17 protein-coding genes and 4 pseudogenes are annotated in these 23,481 nt (G+C 35.7%); 13 read left to right on the top strand and 8 right to left on the bottom strand.

All coding sequences use genetic code 11. The features are described from left to right. The first annotated feature begins 515 nt into the window (after window positions 1-515). From argJ to ACP6PM_RS07345, 3 genes are all read left to right on the top strand, one after another. The gene (gene argJ, locus ACP6PM_RS07355) at window positions 516-1,757 is read left to right on the top strand and encodes a bifunctional ornithine acetyltransferase/N-acetylglutamate synthase (RefSeq protein WP_426583233.1); all 1,242 of its coding nucleotides are present in this window, start codon (window positions 516-518) and stop codon (window positions 1,755-1,757) included. A gap of 1,227 nt (window positions 1,758-2,984) precedes the next feature. Then, window positions 2,985-4,040, top strand: a complete 1,056-nt coding sequence (locus ACP6PM_RS07350; protein WP_426583231.1) for a pentapeptide repeat-containing protein — start codon at window positions 2,985-2,987, stop codon at window positions 4,038-4,040. Between the two features lie 469 nt (window positions 4,041-4,509). Further along, window positions 4,510-4,812, top strand: a complete 303-nt coding sequence (locus tag ACP6PM_RS07345) for a Sir2 family NAD-dependent protein deacetylase (RefSeq protein WP_426583229.1) — start codon at window positions 4,510-4,512, stop codon at window positions 4,810-4,812. A 374-nt stretch (window positions 4,813-5,186) separates the two neighbouring features. Here ACP6PM_RS07345 and ACP6PM_RS07340 read toward each other — a convergent pair whose 3' ends face one another. Then, a complete protein-coding gene (locus ACP6PM_RS07340; RefSeq protein ID WP_426583227.1) occupies window positions 5,187-5,489 on the bottom strand; it encodes a phytanoyl-CoA dioxygenase family protein in 303 nt (100 codons plus the stop codon). A 517-nt stretch (window positions 5,490-6,006) separates the two neighbouring features. Beyond that, window positions 6,007-6,164, bottom strand: a pseudogene (locus ACP6PM_RS07335) (IS630-like element ISMae26 family transposase); the annotation flags it as partial. A gap of 519 nt (window positions 6,165-6,683) precedes the next feature. On the opposite strand from ACP6PM_RS07335, the gene speD reads away from it, so the two are divergent. Continuing rightward, on the top strand, window positions 6,684-7,100 hold the full coding sequence (gene speD / locus ACP6PM_RS07330; protein ID WP_426583225.1) for an adenosylmethionine decarboxylase: 417 nt from the start codon (window positions 6,684-6,686) through the stop codon (window positions 7,098-7,100). A gap of 219 nt (window positions 7,101-7,319) precedes the next feature. Here speD and ACP6PM_RS07325 read toward each other — a convergent pair whose 3' ends face one another. Next, entirely contained in the window at window positions 7,320-7,907 is a 588-nt protein-coding gene (locus tag ACP6PM_RS07325) for a hypothetical protein (RefSeq protein ID WP_426583223.1), read from the bottom strand. Window positions 7,908-8,074: 167 nt separating this feature from the next. On the opposite strand from ACP6PM_RS07325, the gene queF reads away from it, so the two are divergent. From queF to ACP6PM_RS07295, 6 genes and pseudogenes are all read left to right on the top strand, one after another. Next, window positions 8,075-8,488: a preQ(1) synthase gene (queF, locus tag ACP6PM_RS07320; RefSeq protein WP_426583221.1), complete on the top strand. Its 414-nt coding sequence runs from the start codon at window positions 8,075-8,077 to the stop codon at window positions 8,486-8,488. A gap of 1,481 nt (window positions 8,489-9,969) precedes the next feature. Further along, window positions 9,970-10,982: pseudogene (gene proX / locus ACP6PM_RS07315) on the top strand (glycine betaine/L-proline ABC transporter substrate-binding protein ProX). A gap of 135 nt (window positions 10,983-11,117) precedes the next feature. Further along, a complete protein-coding gene (gene proX / locus ACP6PM_RS07310; protein ID WP_426583219.1) occupies window positions 11,118-11,651 on the top strand; it encodes a glycine betaine/L-proline ABC transporter substrate-binding protein ProX in 534 nt (177 codons plus the stop codon). A 529-nt stretch (window positions 11,652-12,180) separates the two neighbouring features. Then, window positions 12,181-14,007 (top strand): threonine--tRNA ligase, encoded by a 1,827-nt coding sequence (thrS, locus tag ACP6PM_RS07305; RefSeq protein WP_426583217.1) that lies wholly within the window; start codon window positions 12,181-12,183, stop codon window positions 14,005-14,007. A 997-nt stretch (window positions 14,008-15,004) separates the two neighbouring features. Next, window positions 15,005-15,202 (top strand): hypothetical protein, encoded by a 198-nt coding sequence (locus ACP6PM_RS07300; protein WP_375340154.1) that lies wholly within the window; start codon window positions 15,005-15,007, stop codon window positions 15,200-15,202. Then, complete coding sequence (locus ACP6PM_RS07295) at window positions 15,187-15,474, top strand: type II toxin-antitoxin system RelE/ParE family toxin (protein WP_293097440.1); 288 nt, start codon at window positions 15,187-15,189, stop codon at window positions 15,472-15,474. Before ACP6PM_RS07300 ends, ACP6PM_RS07295 begins: the two co-directional genes overlap by 16 nt. 35 nt (window positions 15,475-15,509) lie before the next feature. Here ACP6PM_RS07295 and ACP6PM_RS07290 read toward each other — a convergent pair whose 3' ends face one another. The 4 genes and pseudogenes from ACP6PM_RS07290 to ACP6PM_RS07275 form a co-directional block, all read right to left on the bottom strand. After that, window positions 15,510-15,692, bottom strand: coding sequence for a hypothetical protein (locus ACP6PM_RS07290; protein ID WP_426583215.1), 183 nt, complete (start codon window positions 15,690-15,692; stop codon window positions 15,510-15,512). 185 nt (window positions 15,693-15,877) lie between these two features. Further along, window positions 15,878-16,384: a hypothetical protein gene (locus ACP6PM_RS07285; protein ID WP_426583213.1), complete on the bottom strand. Its 507-nt coding sequence runs from the start codon at window positions 16,382-16,384 to the stop codon at window positions 15,878-15,880. 120 nt (window positions 16,385-16,504) lie between these two features. Continuing rightward, window positions 16,505-16,756: pseudogene (locus ACP6PM_RS07280) on the bottom strand (NB-ARC domain-containing protein); the annotation flags it as partial. Between the two features lie 135 nt (window positions 16,757-16,891). Then, window positions 16,892-17,910: pseudogene (locus ACP6PM_RS07275) on the bottom strand (IS701 family transposase). Window positions 17,911-18,253: 343 nt separating this feature from the next. Here ACP6PM_RS07275 and ACP6PM_RS07270 point away from each other — a divergent pair. Beyond that, a complete protein-coding gene (locus ACP6PM_RS07270; protein ID WP_426583211.1) occupies window positions 18,254-18,598 on the top strand; it encodes a hypothetical protein in 345 nt (114 codons plus the stop codon). A gap of 92 nt (window positions 18,599-18,690) precedes the next feature. Here the strand turns inward: ACP6PM_RS07270 and ACP6PM_RS07265 are convergent, their stop codons facing one another. Further along, window positions 18,691-20,589: an efflux RND transporter periplasmic adaptor subunit gene (locus tag ACP6PM_RS07265; RefSeq protein WP_426583209.1), complete on the bottom strand. Its 1,899-nt coding sequence runs from the start codon at window positions 20,587-20,589 to the stop codon at window positions 18,691-18,693. Window positions 20,590-21,330: 741 nt separating this feature from the next. On the opposite strand from ACP6PM_RS07265, the gene ACP6PM_RS07260 reads away from it, so the two are divergent. Next, on the top strand, window positions 21,331-21,888 hold the full coding sequence (locus tag ACP6PM_RS07260; RefSeq protein ID WP_426583207.1) for a hypothetical protein: 558 nt from the start codon (window positions 21,331-21,333) through the stop codon (window positions 21,886-21,888). Between the two features lie 845 nt (window positions 21,889-22,733). Then, on the top strand, window positions 22,734-23,429 hold the full coding sequence (locus ACP6PM_RS07255; RefSeq protein WP_426583206.1) for a hypothetical protein: 696 nt from the start codon (window positions 22,734-22,736) through the stop codon (window positions 23,427-23,429). Window positions 23,430-23,481: the final 52 nt, after the last annotated feature.

The following is a 23,481-nucleotide window of genomic DNA, read 5'->3' as shown; positions in this document are numbered from 1 at the left end:
TATCATTCTCAACTTTTGATAGGTAGTGGATAGAGATTGAAAAAACTGCTAGATAGTAAGTGATACGTATTATCTAGAATCTAGTTGAATACCCATCGTATCTTTTGAGACACAAAGCAGAAAAACCAGCTCAACTAAAGCAGTTTTCCAGTTAATGGGTTACAAAATCTGGGGTAGTAGGGAGTAGGGAAAATATACTAATGCTAAACTCTACCTCACCAAGTTGCAAAATGCCGTAATTTTTTTCCTGCCTGAAAATCTAGATTTATGATGAAATTTCACACAGTTACCCCCTAAGTCATTGATATAATCAGCAGGCAGCAAAATCATAAAATCAAGGAAAGAAAAATGTCAGACTGGCAAGTAATAACTGGTGGAGTAACAGTTCCCAAGGGATATCGGGCAACAGGCATAATTCCTGAAAATCTAGATTTATGATGAAATTTCACACAGTTACCCCCTAAGTCATTGATATAATCAGCAGGCAGCAAAATCATAAAATCAAGGAAAGAAAAATGTCAGACTGGCAAGTAATAACTGGTGGAGTAACAGCTCCCAAGGGATATCGGGCAACAGGCATAATTGCAGGGTTAAAGCCCTCCGGAGCAGCAGATTTAGCCCTAATTTTGTCAGATGTAGATGCGATCGCTGCTGGAGTCTTTACAACAACTCAAGTAAGGGCAGCTTGCGTAGATTATTGTCGCCAACGTTTAGAAGATAAACCAAGTGCTAGAGCAATTTTATGTAATGCTGGCCAAGCAAATGCTGCTACAGGACATTTAGGTTGGCAAGATGCTTTGGAAAGTGCGGAAGCATTGGGTAAAGCGCTCAACATTTCCCCAGAGTCAATTTTACTAGCTTCAACGGGAGTCATTGGTCAACGAATTAAAATGGATGCCCTCAAAGCAGCAATTCCTCAGTTAGTCTCTACAGTTTCCCCAGAAGGTGGAGAAGCAGCAGCAAAAGCTATTGTCACCACAGACTTAGTGACAAAATCAATAGCTTTAGAAACTATGATGGGCGATCGCCCAGTGCGTATTGGTGGCATTGCCAAAGGTTCTGGAATGATTCATCCTAATATGGCAACAATGTTATCATTTGTTACCTGTGATGCAGCGGTTTCTCCTCCATTATGGCAAGAGATGTTAACCAGAGCAGTTAATCGCAGTTTTAATCAAATTACTGTTGATGGGGATACGAGTACCAATGATACAGTAATTGCTTTGGCAAATGGTCAGTCTCGCACATCTGCTATTACGAATATAGGAGCAGAGGCGGAAAAATTGGAGGCAATGTTGACAGAAGTTTGTGTATATTTGGCCAAAGCGATCGCTCGTGATGGAGAGGGAGCAACTTGTTTGATAGAAGTTCAAGTAATTGGAACATCTGACGAAGCATCTGCTAATAAAATTGCCAAAACAATTGCCGGGTCTTCTCTAGTGAAGTCAGCCATTTTTGGTCGCGACCCTAACTGGGGAAGAATAGCAGCAGCAGCAGGTCGCGCTGGAGTGAAGTTTGAGCAAGATCGCTTACAGGTAAAGTTGGGAGACTTTTTGCTGATGGAGAATGGGCAACCTTTAGATTTTGACCGCGCTGCTGCTAGCGAATATTTGAAGCAAAGGGCAAATGGAGAATATCTCAAGGATGATACTGTATTAATTACTGTCAAAGTTGGGGACGGTGTTGGTAGCGGGAAGGCTTGGGGATGTGACCTTAGTTATGACTATGTAAAGATTAACGCTGAATATACGACCTGATGTAGAAGCAATTTGGGATCTATTTAAACACAAATGGAGAGAGATGGGTTGACAAGGGTAGGTTTTTTACCTAATAGCAGTTTTCAATAATAAACCCCAAGTATCATATCTTTAATTAAGTCACAATTTCAAGAACGAGGGTTTTTGTACTGACTCCTAACAATAAGTTTGTTATACTCAACCGAAAAGCGCTGTAAAGGGATAGTAGGGTAAGACAAGGGGGAAAGTGGATAAGGAAGCAGAAACAAGGAAAATTAAAACTTATGAAGATTTAGTAATCTATCAAAAAGTATTTAATGCAAATGTAGCAATGACAATTTTTGAGCTATCATACCGAATCCGATGAGCGAAAAGCTGATTTATAGATTCTCTCTTTTGCCTATTGAGCGTTACTCGTTACCTCACCCCATAATCAGTCCATAATAACCGGATTTGGGATCAAAACAGTTTCCCATTGAAAAAGATAGACTCTATCCTTAATTTTGCTGTAAATAGCTCTTAATATCTACGCTTTTTTCTCCCTTGTCTCCCTTGTCTAGTCACCACCAGAAAGTAAAAAATTTCTCCTTATAAAAAGACTATGGTAGGGTCTTCTACCAAAAAATTCTTTTTATATCATAAAAAAATATTTTTGTCAAAAAATCTTCTAAATTCAATATTTATACTAAGTCTTTTAACAAAAATTTGTCTAATCGTCAATTGTCAGCTATGATCTTTATCAACAGGGCAGCCAATTGCAACAAAAATTAGGCACTGATGGATCAAGTATATATAGGCAATAAATGCAGTATAAAAGCATCAGATACTCAAGGTTCAGCTTCAGACGAGCCTAGTAGCCTTATGATTGTGCAGCTAAATAACAACTTGCAATCTAGTTCTCCCATTAACTATCAGGGGGGTGACACTAGCTGAACAGACCTGCAGCCACACAAGGGTCTCTAGACTGCAAGGATACCACCAGCATCACCCTATTAATTTGGTAAATACAACAACTGGTAATTAGTCATTGGGTAACAATATTTCTAACCCAAGACTCATCATTATTCACATAAGCAATCTAGGACATCCCAGATTAGGGCTGCGCCGATAAACTTTGTTTAGCAATAACAAAACATAATTTATTTTGAAAGCTTAAGTCAAAATAGAATCCTTAGAACTTAATTTTTTGGAGTTCAAAGGAAATTGAATATATCAACACAAATTCAGAGAAATTAACAGATTTATTTTATGAATGCCAGTGAGCTTTTAAGCGCAAATGAATTATTAGTTAGACACTCTAAAGGAGAAAGAAATTTTCAGGGAGTAAACCTAATTGCAGTTAATTTAGGTGAAGCTAACCTCAATCGTAGTAATTTAAGTAATGCTAATTTAAAAGATTCCTACTTAGCTAAAAGTAAGCTAATTGGAGCTAACTTAAATGGTGCAGATTTTAGTCATGCTAATCTATCCCAAGCTAAATTAATTGAAGCTAATTTGAGTTCTGCTAGCTTGACTAAAACCACACTTATTGAAGCTGATTTAAGTGGAGTAATTCTGAGTGGGGCAATTTTCTCAGAAGCTGATTTAACAAGAGCTATTCTAATTGGCACAAGCATGGTTGGAACTTGTTTACTAAATTCCTCCAAATTAACTAAAGCTAATCTAACAGGAGCTACTCTGAGTCGTGCTATCCTTAGCCGTGCTGACTTAACACAGGCAACTTTGAACCGGGCAATTATGACTGAAGTAGACCTAAGTGGCACTTTGCTAAATCAGACAAGTTTAATTCGAGCTTATTTACAACGAGGAAATCTCAGTGGTGCAAAGCTAATCAATGCAGATTTAACAGAAGCAACTCTGGTAGAGGCTAACCTTTGTGCTGCCGACTTAACTGGAGCAGACTTGCAAGGGGCAAACCTCAGTAATGCTAATCTGAGTGGGGCAAATTTGAGTGGAGTTAATCTACACGAAGCAAATCTCAGCAATGCCAATCTTAATGGTGTGATTCTTCAAAAGGCAGACCTACGAGCTGCGGACTTGAGTAAGACTAACTTACGGGGAGCTAACTTGAAAGCTGCTAATCTCTCAGGAGCAAATTTATTGGAAGCTGACTTGCGAGGTGCTAACTTACAAAAAGCTAATCTTTATGGCGCAGGTTTATTGCTAGTATCTCTCAAAAGTACAGATTTAAAAGAAGCTTGTTTGTGTCATGCTAACTTGATAGGTTCTAGTTTAAATCTTTCTAGTCTTCAGGATGTTTGTCTAAAAGAAGCAATTATGCCCAATGGTTCAACTCACAAATAGACAGAACTTACGCATAACCACCATATCCAGTAGTGGCGGACGACCGTTCGCCCTTATATCTGGTGTATAACATGATATTTTGGGTAAGTCCTGTTAATTTTATTTGTGCAATTAATTTTTTTTACCTGCTTATACCAATTTCATAAACTTAAACAACACTTTTCATTAATTGATAATGGATAATTACCTCTTCCTTTTAGGGAGAGGATTGACTAATCAGGAAAAAATAAATTTTTTCCCCTATCCAAGAGGAGGCTTTTAACCTAAACTGTTTAATTATTTAATTATTTAATTATTTAATTATTAATTATCCGGTAAAAGTATCTATTAAGCTTGAAATCCAAGATGTCAAGTTATGTGTAGTCTGACTTTAGGAAATTGGTATTATTTAGTTTATTTCCAGAAATGTTCTAAAATTACAAGGCTGTTTTTTGTAAATATATCAATAATATGACGAATGGATAAGGTTATGAGTGCTGTCGCTGATTGTATTCTCCAGGCAGATTCTATTCTTTTCATTGCTGGAGCGGGTTTATCTGCAGACTCTGGACTACCTACATATCGTGGTGTTGGTGCACTTTTTGAAGGTGTTCTCACTCAAGAAGGTATACCAATCGAAGAAGCAATGAGTAACAATATGTTACAAACTCGTCCTGAAGTAGCTTGGAAATATCTGTGGCAAATTGGAGAAGCTTGTTATAAAGCAAAATTCAATCGTGCTCATCAGGTAATTGCACAAATTGAGGCTTGGAAACCCAATACATGGGTATAGACCCTGAATATAGAACCCCTGAAGGTATCTTCATAAATTTAGCAAGGAGTCAGGAGACAGGAGACAGGAGACAGGAGACAGGAGGTAAGAGGTAAGAGGGAAGAGAGAAGAAGGAAGATGTGGGGAGAAATAATACAAAAAATTCAACACTCCTTCAGATGATGATTTTTCCTCAAAATTGATGCGCGAAAAGACTTGACTACCATAATTATGAGGAAATATTGCTTTGCTTGTCAAATGCTTCTATACCGTTTGACGGAAGTCAAAATTCATGCATTCAAAAGTCAAAAGCAAAATTGTATGCACTGAAAACTTTGGCATTACAGTAATTTTAGGCGATTATTTCACATCATAATTTCCCCCCTAGCAGTTAACTATACACTGTCAGATGTATACCAATTCCAATCGCCAGTCTGATCCTCAAATCCCGATTTGTAAAGTCCATTCTTAATAGCAGAATCAGGAAGTTTTTCTAGGGGAATGTAGGGGTGGGATTTTCGACCTTCTTCTTCAACTGGCTGGTGGGAAACAGTGTTATAGTCGCAGTGCATTAGGATACAAGTATCACTGGTTTTATTTCCTTGAGAACCATATATCGTGTTCGCATGAAAGAATACAGCATCGCCAGGTGCCATTTCACAATCAACAACGTCTAGCCTGTCTATGATCTTTTCCATTAAGGAAAAAATTTATTATCTTGGTCGATTGGATATGGCTAGATTTCCTCAGCATCTCATCCTAACGGAATGCTCCGCAAACGACCGCTTTTTTCCCCTATCCAAGAGGAGGCTTTAAACCTGAATCATCTAATTATTTAATTGTTTAATTGTAAGCATTCAGCTATTAGCAGTCAGCTTGAGCGCAATAAAAATGAACGATGTAGCTCCATAGACTTTTAAGGTTAACTGATAGACTTTTACAGTAACTTTTAATTAGCATGAAATCTCGCTTATTACTTTTTCCTCTATTACTTTTTCCTCTTTTAAAGGTAATGAAGCTGTTAACGTTTCGCTTTCCTACGGAATGCTAACGCAAACGCGACATGAAAAGCGTTTGCGGAGCATGACCTAGGATAGCTCCTCTGTTAGCGCAGCTCCTCCGGAGGAGGCAAGAGGCAGTTACGACCCAGGAGGCTAGCTGATAGCTGACCGCTGAATGCTTACGTTTAATTATTAATTATTTCGGTAAAAATCAGAGACTAGCTCCAACTTCTTCAATAACTTCTCTCACCATTTCTCCTTTTTAGGAATTTTAGCATTGTCCATAATAATACAAGCTCCCCTCCACAGTAATGGTACTACTTCTTTAACTATAAAAGCCTCAAAAGTTACTCCATCTACCGCTCCATATATAATTTTAACTCCTTGATTTATGAGATTAGTTGAGAGACATATTATTCAACCCACACATTGGTTTTATGCTGAAATTGACCGACTGTGTGTTTTGTCGAAAAATCTCTATAAATATAATGTCAAGATATACCAGATGCTCCAAATTTGGATAATACATTTTGAAGTGCATCAAGGGGAAAAGTCCCGTTACAAAAAGATTTGGTATGAGAATATTTTCTAGAACCAACTACAGGTAGTTTGCCTAAAAAGCTAGATTTCAACAAAGTGGTTGATTATTAACCAGGATCTACTAAAAAAGTTATAGCCATTAGCATAGGGAACATCGGAGCTGGGATCAGCGAAAACTTCTCCCCTTATTTAACCCCATTGCCTTACTAATTAAAATTTATCGCTCATCTTGATTGCTCATTGTTTGAATTTTATTCAGCAAGCCTAACTACTCATACTTAACAAATTAAAAAAATTTGTGATATACTAAAAAATTGGAGACCTTATCGGGTGGAGGTATAACCGCGCAGAATGAAACAATTGGGAACCCATCTAGTCGTTGATGCTTGGCATTCTCCCGCAGAGCTACTCAACGACCCAGAACGTATACGTCGCTCTTTAATTGAGGCAATTTCAGCAGGAGGAGCAACCCTCATAGATTTATGTGTTCATCAGTTTAGTCCTCATGGAGTGACGGCAACAGCAACACTGGCAGAATCTCATATTGCCATCCATACATGGCCGGAGTTAGGTTACTTTGCGGCTGACTTATTCTTTTGTGGCCATGGAAACCCACACAAAGCTATAGAGATTCTAGAAACCGCTCTCCAAGCTAAACAAATAAAATTGACAGAGCTGAAGCGCGGGTTTGAACCTGGGATGGTTTTCCAAGATACTGCTACAAAAAATCAAAATGCTAAAAGTTTGGTGGAAATCAAGTTGAACTAGCAACTAACTACTGAAGTTGGGGGTTGCACATTAAAGAATGATAATAGGTTTTAAACTGTACATATATGAAGAAAAGAATTACCTAAAAATATCTACTTTCAGAGTTCATCATTCCTGATTGTGCAACGCCTTGGCTTTAGGTAGTTCACCTTTTCAACAGTATGTTTAAGATCTGTTTTCCTTTCACGTTTCATCTATTTATTAAAGTTAAATAGTGTTCTATCGCTGATTTAAAATTGGCCTCACTACCCAATAACCAGCACCAAATGCAGCAATTACAATCAGACAAACAGCAACTACTAACCAAATTCCATTCAGATTAGAGACTTGTGTAGCACTAGAAAATCTACTGTAGCGACTTTTGTCTGATTCTTCTGTAAATAGATGTTCTGGAAAATCTGGCTCTGTTGGTTTAGGATCGGTAAATGGTAGAGAAGGAGAAGAGGATGATATTTCAGGAGAATCGACTGTAAAACCAGAACTTAAATAATTAGAGCTAACAGTATTAACGCTAGATTGAGAGTGAGGAAAAGAAGGTATTTGTGGTTGGGCTACCTTGGTTACTGACTGGGCAGCATTTAAAGCTTCTTGTAACTGTACTGCCGAGTTAATCACCTTTTCAATTTCTATTCTCAGTTTTTGATTTTGCTGCATTAACTGTTCATTATGAACTTTGAGAGATTCGAGTTTGATTTGAGCTGCTTGTAGTTCAGCAGTAGCTTCTCTATATAAAGAAATAGGTACAGATGGAGAATAGTTATTTTCTGATAATGGTCCATTTTTACCAGATGTGCTGATATTTTGCATTATGTTACTATGTAATATTAATTTGATGGATATTTTTCAATAATTATGATTGATAATTATTGCAATTAGACCAATAAAACAGAAATTCGTCAAGTTACAATCAAAAAAAAATATTTGCTTAGATAAATTGAATCTCTAAATAGTTGGATTTTGTTTGCTTAATCTATATGAATAATAATGAAATATCTCAAGATACAAATATGCAGGAACTTAAATATGGAGAACGGAATATATTGGAGGGAGAGTTAATTACTTTTCCAAATCCTCGTATCGGACGACGTTATGAGATAAATATCAATTTACCAGAATTTACTTGTAAATGTCCTTTTTCCGGTTATCCAGATTTTGCCACAATCTACATAAAATATGTTCCCAATGAACGAGTGGTAGAGTTGAAAGCCATAAAATTGTATATCAATAGTTATCGCGATCGCTACATTTCCCATGAAGAATCAGTGAATCAAATTTTAGATGACTTTGTAGCAGCTTGCGATCCTTTAGAAGTCAAAATTAAAGGTGATTTTTTTCCACGGGGAAATGTTCATACTACTGTCGAAGTTAAACATTATAAAGCAAATTAGAGTTAAGGATTAAGGTATGAGATGTGGGAGAAAGAGAAAGACATAAGAAGTTGTGAGTATCACAGGCGATAGTTTTCTCCATTGCTACCTCTATCGCTTGCCTTTGACTGCTCAAAGAAATCTCTTCCCTGAAATGTCCCTGGGGATGATATGTTTGTAGTATAGTCAAAGGGAAGATAAAGGAGTTTAAAGGTATAAAAAGCAGAAAGTCTTTTGTTTCGCTACGCGACATGAAACCCGGAGCGGAACTGACTTCTATCGGTAATTATCCAGAAAATGATTAAGTTTCAAATCATACCATTTCTGTGTAACAATGCACTTAATAATTCTCGCTCAAACCTTCATTTTGCCCATGATTACCATTTATATATTAAATGCAACTTCATAGAGAATATGGTATAAGTTTTTATTTATCGATTTTCCGTGTTAGTAAGAAGGTGTTCAAATTGAGGAAATAACATCTTTAACAGTTCTGCTTTTAACAACTGGTTGAGGCAATAGAGAGTTAGGAACAGAAATTAAATAAGACCGGGAAAATCTGGTTTCTGCCGTTGAAATATATTAGACGTCTCCGAAAAAGATATAGATTTTTTGAGGCTAGTAGGGAACAGGGAATATATTTTCACGAAAAAGATACGAAAAATGATTTTGGAGAGTTAATTTGACAACTCTAGCTTGTCTTAAATAAAGAGCAATTTTATTTTCTGGAGAGGTCTATTGACCGTAATTAATTTTATCCGGTTTTATTTTGTTCTCATTCCTCAGTGGAGGTTTTGATTGACTTATACTTTGACTTGACTCTAGTTTGCTTTTTAACAAAGCCTAAAATATTTCCAGAAGTTGGCTTCTGAGAACCTAGATCCCGATTGCGACAGACCTGAATCTTTAACACTCCATTCTGCAAGAAATTATCCTAAAACAAAATATAAATCTTGTGTTATTTATAGTATTTTTCATTAATATAGAGTACAGATATTTTGGCTTGAAGGCACTTATACTCACGGCAAAGACCATAAGTTTTGTAGTCAAAATTTTGGAAAACTGCTATAATATGCAAGAATTAATATAGTGTTTCTCAAGTTAGTGAGCTAAAGTTATTTTTCTTATTTTATTTCTTGGTGCGCTACCAGGTGCATCTGTCACACCCCGCGGGGTCGCACCCCTATTCCCTTTTTCCCACGTTACTACTCCCTACTCCCTAAAATCAACTAATTTTGTACCTCACGCTTTTTGGGAATTGCTATAACTAATTTTAATATCCAGAGAAATAATACCTCTTACCTGTTAGTAAACTTCTAGAAATATATAACTTATAAAATTATAAATTTATAAACTTATAAACTATTATGTATAAATCCTAAATAATTAGTGAATAGTAATTAACCTCAAGGTCAAGTATAGACATAATATTTCTGGAGAAATGTTACAAATCAGATAGAATTGCTATATATTAAAATTAAAAGTTTTTCAATCTAAGGAAAATGAAACAAAAATCCCTAAAAATTATCTTAGGAGCAATCCTAACCAGCGTATTAATAATTTTCACTTCCTGTCAACAAACGCCAACTTCTCAAACAGTTACTATTCGTAGTGCCAATAGTACCTGGATACAAGAATTATTTCAAACCTATATTGTCAATATAGGTCTAGAAAAATTAGGCTACAACGTAGAAAAACCAAAACAAATAGAATATCCTCCCATTTATATTTCCATTGCCAATGGAGATTTAGAGTATAGCACCGTTTATTATGACCCACAACACAATGAATACTTTGAAAATTCTGGTGGTAAAGAAAAGTTAGAGGCAGTTGGAATTTTAACCCCCGATGGCATACAAAGATATGATATTGACAAAAAAACAGCCGATAAATATAAAATTACTAACATTGAACAATTAAAAGATCCAAAAATAGCCAAACTTTTTGACTCAGATGGAGATGGAAAAGCTAATTTAGTAGGTTGCACTCCTGGTTGGTCTTGCGAGTTAGTATCAACCATCACCTCAAAACTTATGGATTAGAAGATACAGTAGAACATAATCAAGGACAATATGAAATTCTCCTGGCAGATGCAATGAGTCGCTACAAGCAAGGAAAATCTATTATTTATTATGCTTATAATCCTCACTGGATATCTACAGTTTTAAAACCAGGAGAAGATGTAGTTTCGTTAGAAGTACCTTTCACCTCCTTACCAAAAGGGATGGGAAATATAACTCAAAAAGATACATCTCTAGATGGAAAAAATCTTGGTTTTCCCATACTTCAACAGCGTATAGTTGCTAACAAAAAATTTTTAGCAGCTAACCCCGTTGCTAGAAAGTGGTTTGAATTAGTTCAAATTCCAATAGAAGATATGAATGGGGAAAGTTTACGCATTAAAGAGGGTGAAGACAAAGAAGAAGATATTTTCCGCCATGCTCAAGAGTGGGTAAAAAATAATCAGGAAAAATATGATAGTTGGTTAGAAACTGCCAAACAAGCATCTAATTAATTAGAGAAGTTTTGGAGTTTTGGAGGTAAGTAAAAATTTTGATAATTTTAGGAAACAGGAAAAAAGTCAAATAAAAGATCCAAAAATAGCCAAACTTTTTGACTCAGATGGAGATGGAAAAGCTAATTTAGTAGGTTGCACTCCTGGTTGGTCTTGCGAGTTAGTATCAACCATCACCTCAAAACTTATGGATTAGAAGATACAGTAGAACATAATCAAGGACAATATGAAATTCTCCTGGCAGATGCAATGAGTCGCTACAAGCAGGGAAAATCTATTATTTATTATGCCTACGACCCTCATTGGATATCTACACAATTAAAAAGAAATAAAGATGTAGTTTGGTTAGAAGTTCCTTTTACATCCTTACCAAAAGAGATGAGAAATTTGACTGAAAAAGATACATCCTTAGATGGAAAAAATTTTGGCTTTCCCATAATTCAACAGCGTATAGTAGCTAATAAAAAATTCCTAGAAGCTAACCCCGTTGCTCGAAAGTGGTTTGAATTAGTGCAAATTCCAGTGGCAGATATGAGTGCAGAAAGTTTACGCATTAAAGAGGTTGAAGACAAAGAAGAAGATATTTTCCGCCATGCTCAAGAGTGGGTAAAAAATAATCAGGAAAAATATAATAGTTGCTTAGAAATAGCAAGACAAGCAGCTAATTAATTACATAATTTTTGTAATTTTGGAGGTGAAAATTTTGAGCATTTTAGGTAACAGGAAAAAAGCCAAAGAGATTAATATTAAGCTTTACCTTCCTTTCCTCAAAACTTCTATAATTTTTATGCTATTAGTAGACTTAAAAAATCAGCAAAAGGCTGAGACTAGATTGAAAATATTTTAGTCGGATATTTTGTCCCTTGATTTTTCTGCCCTTGTCTACCCAAAATGCTAACTTTTTGAGCTTTTTACACCGAAAAGCTGGCACTTTTTTCAACCTAAAAACGCACTTGCCTTTATGTTTCAATGCTTTGATGGTTAATCCGCAAGCCCTAACTAAAATTTCAGTTTGACTCTATACCCATAAAATGGCGATTGAGACAAAAACACTAGATATAGTAATCAAAAACTATAACGTCTTATATATATAGCGCTTTGAAATTGAAGCGCCTAAATTATGATAATCTAATTAAAATTCAGTCTTCCTCTATCTCTGTAACAATATATAACAGTAAAACCACAAAATAAACAGCTAATGTCCAGCTCAGAATCTAATCCTTCTTCTGAACAACCAGAAAAAATCCATTTACCCCGCACTAGCGAGTCAGAAACTCTCAAAAAAATTCGCCATACCACATCCCATGTCATGGCAATGGCTGTACAAAAGCTATTTCCCAAAGCTCAGGTAACAATTGGCCCCTGGATTGAAAATGGCTTTTACTACGACTTTGATACCCCAGAATCATTTACAGAAGCTGACCTAAAAGCCATCAAAAAAGAGATGGTCAAAATAATTAAGCGCGATTTACCCGTAATTAGAGAAGAAGTCAGCCGGGAAGAAGCTAAAAGTCGAATTGAAGCAATTAAAGAACCTTACAAATTAGAGATTCTTGAAGATTTAGAAGACCCAATTACCATTTATCATCTTGGTGAAGAGTGGTGGGATTTATGTGCAGGTCCTCATATTGAAAGTACAAAACAAATTAATCCCAAAGCAATTGATTTAGAAACTGTTGCTGGTGCTTATTGGCGTGGAGATGAAAGTAAGGCTCAATTACAACGTATCTATGGTACTGCTTGGGAAACTCCAGAACAACTAACTGAATATAAAAGACGTAAAGAAGAAGCTCTCAAAAGAAACCATCGTAAACTAGGTAAAGAATTAGGACTATTTATGTTTTCCGACCTTGTTGGACCAGGATTACCTATCTGGACTCCCAAAGGTACAATGTTAAAGAATTCACTTAAAGACTTTCTCCAACAAGAACAACAGAAACGAGGTTATTTACCTGTAGATACTCCCCATATTGCCAGAATAGATTTATTCAAAACTTCCGGACATTGGCAAAAGTATAAAGAGGATATGTTCCCGATGATGGCTGAGGATGAAGAATCAGAAGCTCTGGAACAGGGTTTTGTTTTAAAACCGATGAACTGTCCTTTCCATATCCAAATCTATAAGAATGAATTACGTTCTTATCGGGAGTTACCAATACGACTTGCCGAGTTTGGCACTGTTTACCGCCATGAAAAGTCTGGGGAGTTAGGTGGTTTAACGCGAGTCCGAGGTTTCACTCAAGATGATTCTCATTTGTTTGTGACACCCGAACAACTTGAAGCCGAGTTTCTTAGTGTGGTAGACTTAACTCTATTTGTGTTTAAAAATCTACAACTAAATAATTTTAAGGCTAGATTAAGTTTCCGTGACCCTGAATCAGATAAGTATATTGGCTCTGATGAGGCTTGGGAAAAAGCTGAAGGTGCAATCCGTCGAGCTGTGGAAAAAATGGGTATGGAGCATTTTGAGGGAATTGGTGAAGCTGCATTTTATGGTCCAAAATTAGATTTTATTTTCCAGGATGCCTTGGAGCGAGAATGGCAGTTAGGGACTGTACAGGTAGACTATAATTTGCCCGAACGATTCGATCTAGAATATGTAGCAGAAGATGGCACTAGAAAACGTCCAGTGATGATTCACAGGGCACCTTTCGGTTCCCTCGAAAGGTTAATTGGAATTTTAATTGAGGAGTATGCAGGAGATTTTCCTCTATGGTTGGCTCCCACCCAGGCTAAACTTTTACCAGTTAATTCTGAATTTTTGCCTTTTGCTCAAGAGGTTGCCGAGCAGATGCGTCAAGTAGGTATTCGTGCTGAGGCGGATATAAGTAATGAGCGTTTGGGTAAATTGATTCGGAATGCAGAGAAGGCAAAAATTCCTGTGATGGCTGTCCTAGGTGCTAAGGAAGTTGAGTCTAATAGTTTGAGTATTCGGACTCGTAGTGCTGGAGAATTGGGAAGTATACCTGTGGGAGAAGTAATTCAGAAAATGACAGAGGCGATCGCCAACTATGAAAATTTCTAGGTTTTTGTGTACAGAACACCATTATCCTCAGTTTTGGGAATTTTCTGCTATCCCTAAACCTAGAATTTGGAGGAGGTCATTTCAGTTAACAGTACCTCCGGCTAAAACTAGAAGCTTGAAATACTGAATCGAATATTTTTTTCATTCCTTATCCAAGGAGAGACTTGAGACCTTATTTTTGAGTCCAGCTCTAAAGAGCTATACTCTTGAGTCGCCTCTCGATCAATTGAAAATTTAGAGTGAGTCTATTTATTTGATCTGTTATTTGATAAGCTCTTGATAGTATATGAAACTTTTGAGCTGAGAATGGGTAGTTGGCCATCAACTAATGATGACCAATTATCACTTATCCCTTTAAATCCTACTAAATTGTATTTGAGAGTCTATCTGTAGAAGGTGAAACTTTGGCATTGGTGAAGGGCAAGATAAATATAAGTGGGCTGGGAGCCTGCCCAGCCCGAAAATATCAGGAATAGGCAAGATGCCAATTCTACAAAACTATTCAAATCATCCTGCATTTATGCAATCCCTCTATCTATAGAAAGTAAAACTTTTATGTGAATATTTCTAAGTAGTCTTTAAGAAGTATATATAAATTGACAGAGATGATTGAGTAATAAATGACTAACTATAAGTAATTACACTGATAGTAGAAAACTCAAAATTATAGTATTCTCTTTCAAAAGTTCAATCAGATTGTTATATTATTAGTAGGTATATTACCTATTTTATTATCTAGAGCCAAGGTCGGCGATAATCTGAACTATTTTTTTTGCGAAAGGCGCTGGAACATGAAACCATCTAAATTAAAGGAACTATATGAGACCTACTGGTTTCAAAATAACAAAATTACAAATAAAAATGATTAATACATTTAGGGTTCCTCTGGGAAGAGGTGTGTTTTTCGCTTTTTTATGTCTGGAAAGCGCGAAAATGCAAAACACCAGATGTCGCTGTCCAGTGGCTCATGTACACCTAGGAACAGTGACTTAATAATATGAACTTTATGAGTACCGCTAAGAAAAAAGTAGAATCTCTATTAAGCAAATTGCCAGATAATTGCTCCCTTGAAGATGTTCAATATCATTTATATGTAATTGAAAAAGTTCTTCATGGTTTAGAAGTAGCTGATAAAGAAAGAAAAATTACACAAGAAGAAGCTGAAGGGCTTTTGAGTAAATGGGTTATAAAGTAGTTTGGTCTTCTAAAGCTATAGATGATGTGGATGCGATCGCTTCCTACATAGCTCGTGACTCTGTTTCCTATGCTGCGGCAGTAGTCCATAGGATAATTAATGTCACTAGAAATTTGATTAATAATCCTTTAGGGGGAGAAGTAGTCAAGGAGTTTGGTGATGATAGTTATCGACAAGATTATGCTTATAGTTATCGAGTCCTTTATAAGGTTAAGGGTGATGTGGTAATGGTTGCTGCTGTTATTCATGGAAAAAGGTTATTGAATTTATAATAAGGGAAAGCGATCGCTCCCCATCTAATATCAGCTCAGAACCGAGTTTCACCAGAAGCTCGGTTTTCTAACTGGGTAGGGAGTAGGGAGTAGTCAGTGTGGGAAGTATGGGAAGTGTGGGAAGTGGGAAGTGTGGGAAGTGGAGGAAGTGGAGGAATAATTGTAGCTGTATCTTTCTGTTCTTGTCTGCCACCCGTCCTAACTTTTTGGTCACTCAAGCTGAAAAATTTTTACTTTTTTCCGCCCCAAAAATGCTTTTGGCTTTATCTGTCAATCCTTTGAGATTTAATTAGCAAACCCTAAATAGAAACCAGGTTTATATGAAATGCCTGACTATAGTAATATCTGTCTCCCATAAATCCGGTTTCTTAATCAGCCTAGTATCCTGCATAATTCGAGTGAGTTAATGTAAATAATTCGATATAATATACTGCTTCATCACAGCTAAAATAGCAAATAAATTATCTTTTTTTGTTACTAAAGAACGTCTTTTTAATGATTGTATTGCTTTCCAGAAATCTGAGTGGGAAAGTGGAAAGTCTGGGGGAGTATTGGAAATATTTACTGCTGTTTCTTGACTTGCTATCCATAATATTACTTGTTTTTCTAGCTCTGACAAACGCTGAAAAATTATCTCTAATATCGGTTCTAAATCTCCTAAATATACACTAGGGCAAGATAAAAATTGAGCGACATTTCTATCACATAAATCTTCTACTGCATCGGCAATAATATTTAACCATAAGGGATTTCCGTCATAGAGATTAATCAAGTCTAACCATTTATCTTTATCTGTTAAGTTTTTACTTTCTAAAATTGCTGCTGCTGACTTTCCTAAACCATCAAGTTTTAAAGTCTGATAATAATTATTTGCTGATACTATTTTGGGTTTTTCTTGACTCAGAAGCAATAAACAACTTTGGTGGGATGATGTGGCTATTTGTTGAAAAAATTTACCATAATTTTCATGTTCTTCCAGATAAGTACCAGCTAATTTTCCACTGGCAAATATTTCTTGTAAATTATCAAAAATCAGTAAACAACGATATTTACGGAGGTAATCTATTAATTGATTGTTGATGGTTGGAGAATTGGAAAGTTTTTCTTTTTTCTGAGAGGGAGAATCTGTTTGAGATAAGAATTGAATAATGTTTGTTTGTAGAGATTCACAGGAGGGGTAGTTATCAATATTGCGCCAGATTATATAATCAAATTTATCTTTTATTTGTTGAATTAATTCTACAGTGAGGGTACTTTTGCCGATGCCAGTTAATCCTAATATAGTCAGGACTTACGCAAAGACACTATATATAGTGTATAGTAATTTTGGCGATCTTCACTATAGTTTTGTGCGTTAGCGGAGCTTTGCGTCAGCAATCGCTTGAGTTTTAATTAAAAAAAACTTCAGTTATTCAAGTTAAACAAGTTTCATTTTAATTGAAGGATATTTCAATTCTGAGACCAGATAATCTGATAACAATTCATGCTTAACTTGATAAATAGTTTTTCCTATTTTCACAGCCAACCTTTTTAAAAAATTCCACACCAACATCGCACAAGCAATATGATTTTTTTGAATTTTACCCAGACGACATTGGCAAAATTTTAGACCTGTTAATTGCTTAATTTATCTGTGGAATTCTTCAATTTTCCATCTAGGCAAGAGACTCAAATTCTACAGCATAAATGCGAAGATTGACTTAAGTCATTAGTTACAATGTATTCTGTTCTATTGGTAGAAATAGTTGCCCGTATGGAGCTTAACTTTCTTGTCTCTTGGAAACCCTTTAATCTTAATTATTTTACCTGATATTTTTTCTGATTCGTTCCAAGTTAATTCTCCAATATTTTTATATTTTTCTACACCACCAGTATCATCGACTAAACGATTTATTTTTAATGGACAATAATAAATTTTCCCTAAATTATCTATCAAGGCCATTAATCTTTGTGTTGCATACCAACTATCCATTAATACAGTTTTAAATGGTAGTTTTTTATGGTTTACAGCATAAAAAATCATTTCCTCAACATGATCTATTTTAGTTTTTTTGTCAGTATCTGGGTCATAAATTCTATAATCTATTATCCAACACTGTTCACTTTGAGGATGGAAATAAACACAGTTAACTACTCCTATACCTCGAATTACTTGATGAACCGATACCACTATATTGTCTGCGAACAATTTCAATTTTATCAGAAAATTTCTTGTTAATAACTGTATCATCAAAAATTAGATACCCTTCTTTGTCAGTCACAATTTATTCTTTGACATTTCGCCATAAATCTAGAGAGTTTAAATTTGCTATTCTTAAATAGCGATTAATTGTATCATGGCTAATATTTTCGCTTCGGATTTGCTAAATTTGTGATTGTATAGTTTGTTTGAAAATTGAGTAAATATTGACAGTAATCAACATAGGTAAAATCCATATTTTATACATTGGTGGTGGTGCATAGTAATGGTAGAGAAAGTGTGGAAAGTGTGGGGAGTGTGGGAAGAAATTAAAAAAAATATACATCTTCACCATTACTATGCAGGACTACCTATACATTTATACAATAATCAAATTATCTAACAATTACATTTCTATGGTGAATTTATTTAATAAAATTAAACAATGTTTACCAAAAATTTATGCTCTGATTTATACTAGAAAACGACTGGTATTTAAGATAGTATATATCCCCAAAAACTATGAACTAGAATCGAACCTACTCAACACATGAAGATACACTATATATAGCGTACCTGCGTAAGTCGTGTGTATATGAAATGATGCCAAAGTTGAGGGAGCGTAAAAGACGCTTTTGGGGAGACTATAACCCCTGTACAAAATGGTTTAATTTTGTTGTAAATTACGATGGTTTAATCTATCCCTGTATGGGTCTTGTTGGTATCGATGCTTGTTCTATTGGAACCATTGAACAGCCTCTACCTGTGGTCTGGGAAGTAATGAAGCGTCACTCGTTAAATCTGGAGCAATTGGCAAGTCAAGGACCGAAGCTAAACTTAGTTAATGTAGCATTAGAGGGGTTGAATTTTGGAAGCATTTGTGAAGCTCATCGTTATGAAATTCAAAGTCAAGAAAAGAAAAATACTGTGCTGGAAAAAATTTAAGCATAAAATAGCGATCGCTCCTTTCCAAACAAACCAGATTTTAGGAGCGATCGCCCCTCCTATAGCCAACTTTTTTCTAATTGGTATTAAACCTATGATTTCTTCTCTCTTTTCCCTGAATTCAAAACCTTCACAGCCGCTCCATCATTCAACCTTTGTATACCCGAAACAATCAACCTATCGCCAGACTCCAAACCAGATACCACCTCAGCCATATCACCCCGAACCAAACCCAACTCAATTATTTGACGCCTTGCCTTTTGCTGTTCACCTTCTCCCTCCAACAAATACACAAACCGTGTCTCCCCTTCAAAACCCACTGCCGTCATAGGAACTACTACTGCTTGACGCTGCTCCCAAATTACATTAACTTCCACAAACTGACCATCCTTTAAATTTCCAGCACTATTATCCACATCTACCTTAACCAAAATAGTTTGAGAATCACTAACAGTAGGAGAAATAAAACTAACCTTCCCGATTCCCAAAACCTTACCTTCAGGACTCCTAATCTCCACAGGTAAACCCAATCGTAAATCTCCTCGTCGCTCCAACGGAATTGGTAAATTTATATCTAATACCCGATTTGCCGTCACAGTAGTCATAGTGTCACCATCATTAACAAAATCTCCTATCTTGACAATCATATCTCCAATTAAACCTGCAAAAGGAGCTACAACTACCGTATCCTCAAACTCAGCCTGCCAACTTTCTACTTCTGCTAATGCTGCTGCTACTTCTGCTTGCCCCTGAACAATTTCTTCAGAGCGAGTACCATTTTGCAACTCCTCTAAATTACTACGAGCCTCTGCTACCTCTGCCTCTGCCCTCGCAATTTCTTCTGGGCGAGTACCATTTTGCAACTCCTCCAAATTACTACGAACCTCCGCTACCTCCGCCTCTGCCCTAGCAATTTCTTCTGGGCGAGTACCATTTTCCAGCCTTCTCAATATCTGCCTTTGTTGTTCCAATGCTGCTTCTAAAGTTTGAATCATAGACTCTCGATTTCTTTCCAACTGAGTTACTCGTCTTTTTGCTTCCTCTACCCTTGCCTGAGCTGCTCTCTCCTCCTGAAAAATTTCCTGAAAACTTAACTCAGCGATCGCTCCTTCTGCTCTTAATTTTTCGTTTCGCCTAACTTGTTCCCTAGCTAATTCTAATTCTGCTTGTTGTACTTCTATTTGCGCCTTAGCTTGAGCAATTTCTTCTAAAAGACTACCCGATCTGGCATTTTCTAATCGTACTTGTGCCTCTTGTAATTCTGCTTTTGCCTGAGCAATCTCTTCATCGCGAGTACCCGCCTCCAATTCAGCCAAGGTAGCCTGAGATTGTTGGAGACGCGCTTTAGCTGCTGCAATTTGTTCTGGTCGCGTACCTCTTTTCAGTTCAGCCAAAGTAGCCTGAGATTGTTGGAGACGCGCTCTAGCTGCTGAAATTTGTTCCGGTCTTGCCCCTGTTCTCAGTTGTGCTAAACGAGCTTCACTTTGCTGGAGGTGAGCTTTGGCTCTCCTTAAATTAGCTTCCACATTATCGCTTTTAAGTTTAGCGATCGCCTGCCCCTCAGAGACGAAAGTTCCTTCCTGTACTAAGATTTCTACTATCCTACCATCTATTTGTGGTCTGATTCTGACAGAGCGTTTTGCTTCCATAGTTCCCACAAATTCTGAGGTTTCTTGGAGAGAGGTAATTTTTATTGGTATTGCTTTAACCAAGATACTTCGTCGTCTACCTGGTGCTGGTTTTGATGGTTGGTTTGGTGTTTCATTGCTACGAGACTGCCACCATTGTCCTCCGATAAATCCGACTCCGAGAGTAGTAATAATTACTGTTGCCCAAAGTACAACAGAAAAATTCTTTTTGTCAGAATGAGATGATTTAGGAGTAGTGTTTTTCTGCTCCTCATGGAATTCTATTGTCGTATTTTCTTGTATATTTTCTGGAGATTTAGGTTTGTCTTTAATTGCTGAATTTGATGAATTATTGTTTAGCATTTTTTACCTTTGATTTTGATTATTTTGACTTAATCTATAGCGATTTATATACTTTTGAGATACAAAAATAGTGATTTTTAGACATTAGGGAGCAGGAGTTATGATTATGTGCGAATAGGAAAAAAAACCGTAATTCACTGATTTTATAAACGCTATTGTTCTGAGTTACCGAAATAATTAATAATTAAACAATTAAATAATTAGATTATTCACGCCTTGAAGCCTCCCCTTTCAAGGGGAAGAGAATAAATTTTTTCCTTAAATGTCAATCCTCTCCCTTTTAGGGAGAGGTAATTATCAATTATCCATTATCAATTATCAATTATTGAATACTCATTTTTTATACTGCCTTAGATTGAGAATTGAGCAGTTATAATTCTCTTTTTACCGAAAAATTTTGGTTTAAAGCCTCCCCTTGGATAGGGGATAATCAATAAAAATTTTCATGATTAGTCAATCCTATCCGTTTTCAAGGAGAGGTAATAATTAATTATTCATTATTCATTATTCATTATTCATTATTGAACTAACTTATTTTATTTCTAATTACTTTTGATTTCCGTAAAACGGTATAACTTACGAAAAAAAGTATTTTGATAGAATGAAATATATCTTAACAAATGATTAGTTAATTTTCAATATTTCTTAATACTTGTCCAACCTTGTTTAATGATTCATCGTGTTACAGTAAATAAATGTATTATTATTTATATAATAAATAAAAACTATAACGTTATAGTTATGACTGTCTCATTCGTAAGTACAACAGAAGCAGCATTTCTACTTAATATCTCAACAGGTAGATTACGATTGCTATTGAATCAAAAGCGAGTCATCGGTGCGAAAAAAGTTGGCAGACTTTGGAGGATGCCCCTCAACCATCGGGGAATGCCAGAAATTATAGCTGGTTGTCGCGGTCCTGAAGGTACTTGGAATAAATTTCAACGAGAAGCCAAAACTATTATTCATGTGCTGCGAAAGACTATTGATTATAACCGAGACAACGGAACTTCTCATCCAGCGGTTGCTGTGAAAGTAGGAAATCAAAAGGATTATTGCCATGCTCTGAAAATTCATGGCGGTTGCCAAATAGTTTATCAACCCCATCAGCCAAATAGAAGTCAAGCTGGGGGAGCCCGTTTGTGGATTGAAGTAGAACCAGAAAATATAGTAGAGCGAGTGTACTTTTCAGACGGAGATTATGGTCCACCTCCTGAAGTAGTTCAGCAAAGAGCGAGATTTGAAAATAAAAAATCAAAAGTTAAAAAGAGAAAGCCAAAAAAGAAAGGTAAAAAGTAAAAAGAGAATCAGTTCAATAAAAAATAAGGATGAAAAAGAGAATTTTTGAGCAGAGGTAATGTTCTGTTCTATTTTTGGGTGTCTATCCGAGGCATTAATCCTTTCTGATCTGAAATTTTTCTTGCTAATATAGAAAAAAAATGGATGCTTAGGGAATTTTTTTCCCTGTTGTCTTGTTCGTGTTTTATGGTTACTTTTACTCTTAACTACTTTTCTAACCAACTACTTCTTTTCCATGGAGTAAAATAAAAATTTGTCTAGCAGTTTTTTATCAGACAATTTCCGTAAATTTAAGGAGTTATAAGATAGTCATCCATACAACCAGATTACCTGCAAAAAAACTTAGTCAATCTGTGATTTTGGGTTAATTGTCTTGAGTTTTTTCAACCTTAGTGTCTTTATTAAATAAGTTCAATTGGGTGTTTTTCTATGAGAAGCAATCGCTTTATTTATTTATTGGGTCTGATAATTCCATTAGCTGTTCTTTTTTTTATATTTTTTCTACCAACATTGTCAAAAATACTAAAGGGAACTAATTTTTGTGAAGTTCAGGACATTAAGAATGAAATACCTCTATCCGTAAGAGATTGTTTGTAAAGGAAATATAAAAAGGAGATAGGGAACAGGGAACAGGGAACAGGGAACAGGGAACAGGGAATAGGGAATAGGGAATAGGGAATAAGGAGGAAGAAATCAAGACAAATATTTGTCGCTTAAAAATCTAGGAATATATGTACTGAATACTTCTCTACCTACCAAATTTCAATCTCTTGAAGTATTACCGCTTTTAGATTTTAGTCACTCGCATGTTCTCTTAATACTTATTTTACAAACAGTCTCTAAGTGTGCAACCTAATACTTCTATATATGGAAGTTTATTTGGAAATCAAAATTGTTTACCACACAAAATAATTTTAAGATTACCTGTAAATGCCATAATACAAAACAGTAAAAGTAGCCTTGAAAATGAAAAACATACTCCAAAAGTTTCGACAATAGTTACTTTCTCTAATCAACCTGAAACTTTTTATATAAGACGTATAGATGAACTTAAAGATGGTCTAAAGTATAGTGATGATGATACTTGTTTTGCTGGAAAATGGTCAAGTGAGGGAGACGAAGTAGTTTTTCACGCTAGTATGGAAAGAAATTTACTGATTAGCAATCCAGATATTACAAGTATTATTTTTATTGTGTCTCTTCCTCTAGAGATTAAAGAAGCAAAAACTAAGATTTTTATTGATAAGTATACTTGGGATAGAGTAGGAAATGAAAATAATTTTAGATTCAGAGAATATCAAAATATAAAATCTGTATTGAGAGGAAATGATAAGCGCAAAAATAATCAAACTGATGATGTTTCTAGTGGAGATAAAGTTAACGCAGACGTGGCTAGTGAATTAGAAAATTTGGTTAGAAAAGGAGGATTATATTTAGAAAAATATGTTGCTGAACTTGTAGAAAGTCAAGGTAAACCGCCAGTAAAGTATGACCGGAATCAATTTCCTTTTAGTTGCGCTATACCGAAAGATTGGAATTGATGACAAAAACTTCTGTTAGTTAGATAAAATTGATTGTTCATTTCAAGCATAA

The organism is Dapis brunnea BLCC-M229, from assembly GCF_050015995.1.
In the GTDB taxonomy this organism is placed as follows: Bacteria; Cyanobacteriota; Cyanobacteriia; order Cyanobacteriales; family Microcoleaceae; genus Trichodesmium.
Note: the sequence above shows the minus strand (reverse complement) of the source record. Positions and strands in the feature narration are given on the sequence as shown.